Source organism: Actinomycetota bacterium (genome assembly GCA_005774595.1).
Lineage (GTDB): Bacteria > Actinomycetota > Coriobacteriia > Anaerosomatales > D1FN1-002 > D1FN1-002.
On sequence record VAUM01000246.1, the window covers coordinates 1 to 3,013 of the forward strand.

The following is a 3,013-nucleotide window of genomic DNA, read 5'->3' on the forward strand; positions in this document are numbered from 1 at the left end:
TGACCGAGGCCACCATCAAGATCCACGTCGCCGGCCAGCGCTTCATCGCCACCGCCGAGGGGAACGGCCCCGTGAACGCGCTCGACCGCGCGCTGCGCATCGGGATCGGCCGGTTCTACCCGCACCTGGCCGACATCGAGCTCACTGACTACAAGGTCCGCGTCCTCGACGAGAAGAAGGGCACCGGCGCGGTGACGCGCGTGCTCATCGTCTCCGACGACGGGGTGAAGGACTGGGGCACGGTCGGCGTGTCCGAGAACATCATCGAGGCGTCGTGGGAGGCGCTCGTCGACTCGATCCACTACGGCCTCAGCCATCCGCGCGAGGACGGCCCGGACCCCGCGGACGACGCGCCGCAGCCGGACTGAGTCGCCGCGCCTGATGCCGGAGGCGCCCCGAGCACGAGCGCACGCGACAGCGAATGTGAAGGGAGACGCCCGGCGATGTCGAACCCTTCAGCGAGGATGCTCGACGCCCACGGGGGGAGACCGGTGAGGGTAGTCCGTGTCCGGGTCGAGGACGACGCCCGCTACGGGCTCGCCGATGACTCGGTCATCACGCTCATCTCCGACGAGCCGTTCGCGGCGTGGGAGCCGGACGGCACGATCCCGCTCGCCACGGCGAAGCTGCTGCCGCCCGTCACGCCCACGAAGGTCGTGTGCGTGGGGCTGAACTACCGCAGGCACGCCGAGGAGATGGGCGACGCGATCCCGGCGAACCCCGTGCTGTTCATGAAGCCCGCGACCGCGGTCATCGGGCCGGCGCACGACATCTGCATCCCGGAAGGCGTGGGCAGAGTCGACCACGAGGCCGAGCTCGCGATCGTCATCGGCCGCCGTACGCACAGGGTCTCGGCCGAGGAGGCGCCGCACCACATCCTCGGCTACACGTGCGCCAACGACGTCACCGCACGCGACGTGCAGAAGGCCGACGGCCAGTGGACGCGGGCCAAGAGCTACGACACCTTCTGCCCGCTCGGGCCTTGGATCGAGACCGACGTCGACGACCCGGGCGACCTGACCGTCGAGTGCTACCTGAACGGCGAGCTGAAGCAGTCCTCGTCGACCTCGGACATGATCTGGGGCCCGCACGAGCTTGTCAGCTTCATCAGCGGGGTGATGACGCTGCTGCCCGGCGACGTGGTGCTCACGGGCACGCCGGGGGGCATCGGACCGATGAACGCCGGCGACACCGTCGAGGTGCGGATCTCGGGCGTCGGGAGCCTGGTCAACCCGGTGGTGTGAGGCGCGGCGGCGCCCCGGGGTCAGTCGCGCGGCCGGCGCCGGTACTCGATGAACTCGGCGGGCGAGAGCACGCGCACGCCCTGGCGCAGGTCCACGGGGAAGTGCGCGAGGTTGCCGGTGATGAGGCACTCGGCGCCCGAGGCGAGCGCGATCTCGAGGAACGGCTCGTCGGCGGCGTGCGGCAACCTCGCCGGGAGCGGTGCCGACGGGGCTGGGATGCCGCCGCGCAGAGCCGCGTCGATGATCGCCTCCGCCGCATCGGCGTGTATGCCGAGGCGCGTGCGGCGTAGCACCTCGGCGTATTCGGAAAGGATGCGGCCGTCGTACGCGAGAACGAAGTCGCGGCACACGATGCCCGCGACGATCAGGCCGGGCACGCCGTTCGGGTCGATCAGCCCCGAGACGATCACGTTCGTGTCGACGACGACGATCAACTCGACCGCTCCCGCCTGACCTCGGCGATCAACGCGTCGATCTCCTCCATCGTCATCTTGTCGGTGCCGCGGGCGACCGAGTCGAGCTGCGTCCTGACGATCGCGAGCATCGCGCGTCCGCGACGCCAGCTGTCCAGGGTGCGCTCCAGGTCGGCTTCGTCCACGGGGATCATGAGCGCGACCGGCTTGCCATGGCTCGTCACCACCACCTCGCCTTCGTCCGGCAGCTCGCGCAGGATCTCCGCCGACTTGGCCCGCAGGTCGCGCACGCTGACGAATCGCATGAGTGCGCCTCCATTCGTGTCGCAAGTGTGTACACGATTGTTGCGCGGTCCGTGATGTGCGGTCAATGGCGGCATGTGGCGAGTCTGGCACGCGCGTCGAAACGGGATCCAAACGGGGTCCTACCGGTCTGTGCCTCGCAGCGCGGCCGTGCAGCGGGCGCCCGGGGCGGCGTGCTCGCGGACGGTATACTTGCCGCGACCCGAGCCGCCCCTTCCGAGCCGAACGGAGCCGCCGTCCCGTGAGCCAAGCGCCGTCGAGCCCCGCGCGCGACGTCGGCCCGCGCGGCGGGGCCGGAGGCATCGCGCGTGCGTTGTGCGAGGCGGGCGTGGTCTTGGGCGCGCTCGGCGTGATGCTCGCGTACTCCCGCGCGTCGACCGAGTCGCTGCCCGCGCTGAAGTACCTCGTGCTCACGCTCGCCGGCGCCGTCTCGTTCGCGGGCGCCGGCGCGTGGCTGCTCGCTCCCGGCGTGCGGCCGCGCCTTCGCGCCGCGGACCTCGCGGTCGCGGCGTTCTGCGCGTGGCTGGCCGTCGCCGCGGTGGCGTCACCCGACCCTCTGCTCGGCATCACCGGCATGCGCCCGTACTGGGACGGCGTCGCGTCCGCGCTGGCGGCCGCCGGCTGCTACCTCGCGATGCGGCTGCTCGCGCCCGACGAGCGGGGCGCGGCACGCACGCTGCGCCGTTTGGCGGCGGTGATGGCGCTCGGGATGGTGGCGTTCGTCGCCGCGACGGCGGTGCTGATGGCGGTCGGCAGGTCGGCGGAGGTGTGGATGGCCGGCAGGCAACTCGCCTCGCTGTCCGGCCAGCCGACCTTCCTCGCGGTCTGGGCGGTGGCGTGGGCGGTGCCGCTCGCGGCGTCGGCGCTCGGCTCGGCGCGTGACCGCACTGCGCGCGGGCGCGCGTCGATGGCGCTGTACGCCGCCGGCGCCGTGCTCGCGGCCGCGCTCGCCGCTGCGAGCGGGTCGCGCGCAGGCTGGGTCGGGCTCGCGGTGGGGATGGCCGCGTTCGCCGTGCTCGGGGCGCGGAGCCGCAGGGCCGCGATCGTACGGAC

Annotated in this window: 5 protein-coding genes; 3 read left to right on the forward strand and 2 right to left on the reverse strand. The window is 72.3% G+C overall.

Translation table 11 applies throughout. The annotated features are described in order from the left end of the window. On the forward strand, positions 1-368 hold a 368-nt coding region (locus FDZ70_08625), incomplete at its 5' end, for a citramalate synthase (protein TLM72182.1). Positions 369-491: 123 nt separating this feature from the next. Further along, a complete protein-coding gene (locus FDZ70_08630) occupies positions 492-1,244 on the forward strand; it encodes a DUF2437 domain-containing protein (protein ID TLM72183.1) in 753 nt (250 codons plus the stop codon). Positions 1,245-1,264: 20 nt separating this feature from the next. Here FDZ70_08630 and FDZ70_08635 read toward each other — a convergent pair whose 3' ends face one another. Together FDZ70_08635 and FDZ70_08640 are read right to left on the reverse strand one after the other, a co-directional pair. Further along, positions 1,265-1,678: a PIN domain-containing protein gene (locus FDZ70_08635; protein TLM72184.1), complete on the reverse strand. Its 414-nt coding sequence runs from the start codon at positions 1,676-1,678 to the stop codon at positions 1,265-1,267. After that, positions 1,675-1,962, reverse strand: coding sequence for a type II toxin-antitoxin system prevent-host-death family antitoxin (locus FDZ70_08640; GenBank protein TLM72185.1), 288 nt, complete (start codon positions 1,960-1,962; stop codon positions 1,675-1,677). The genes FDZ70_08635 and FDZ70_08640 overlap by 4 nt, the downstream gene beginning before the upstream one ends. Before the next feature lie 239 nt (positions 1,963-2,201). Here FDZ70_08640 and FDZ70_08645 point away from each other — a divergent pair. Beyond that, positions 2,202-3,013 (forward strand): hypothetical protein (locus FDZ70_08645; protein TLM72186.1); only part of this gene is annotated, 812 nt, incomplete at its 3' end.

Excerpts from the sequence above, each read along its gene's own strand:
- FDZ70_08640 (TLM72185.1), bottom strand. The coding sequence starts at position 1,962 with ATGCGATTCGTCAGCGTGCGCGACCTGCGGGCCAAGTCGGCGGAGATC.